This window comes from Vibrio sp. 811 (assembly GCF_033339195.1).
On sequence record NZ_JAWOUB010000485.1, the window covers coordinates 1 to 659 of the forward strand.

The window sequence follows — 659 nt, forward strand, 5'->3', positions numbered from 1 at the left end:
ATCAAAGGCATCTATGTCACCTTCAATGATGTACAAATCTTCCGGACAATCGTCTAGCTCTACCAGTTTCTCTTCGATACCCGACAGGTCAGAAACCACAATCGCGTGACGTGCCGGACCATACATCGCGCTGAAGTAAGGTGCGTCGTCGATTGTAATGTCGTCGTAAATCTCGGATAGAAGCACACCGCCTAGTGTATCTGCCAAGCCTTTCAGACGAGGATCGTTTGAACCACCAGGTGATGCCAATCGTTCGATTTCGCTTTCTAGTTGCGAGCGACGCTCTGCCAGTTTGTCTTTCGCAAGAGACAACTCTTTCTCTTGTTCCAGAACAACCTGCATGTGGCTCATCACAGCATGGCGATCTTCTAACTCTACACCGCGTTGCTCACGCAATTTTTCCAACGCATCGTTAGCGGCAATCCAAGTTGGTGCAATAGCTTCTAACTTGTTAATTTCTGACGCAGCATCTTGCTCTAGGCGACGCTGTTCGCTGCGTTGTTCGCGCAGCTCTTCTTGCGTCATTTCTAGCGTTTCGATTTGCATCGCGTGACGTTCGCGTTCTTGTTCAAACGTGATTTCGTCCGTCAGTTCAACATGGAACTGTTTTTGATATTCCTTGACCAATTCACGAGCTTGACGCTGTTGGTTTAAGCTAC

General features: G+C 48.1%; 1 pseudogene. It reads right to left on the bottom strand.

The features are described from left to right. A pseudogene (mukB, locus tag R7Q46_RS27630) lies at positions 1 to 659 on the bottom strand (chromosome partition protein MukB); the annotation flags it as partial.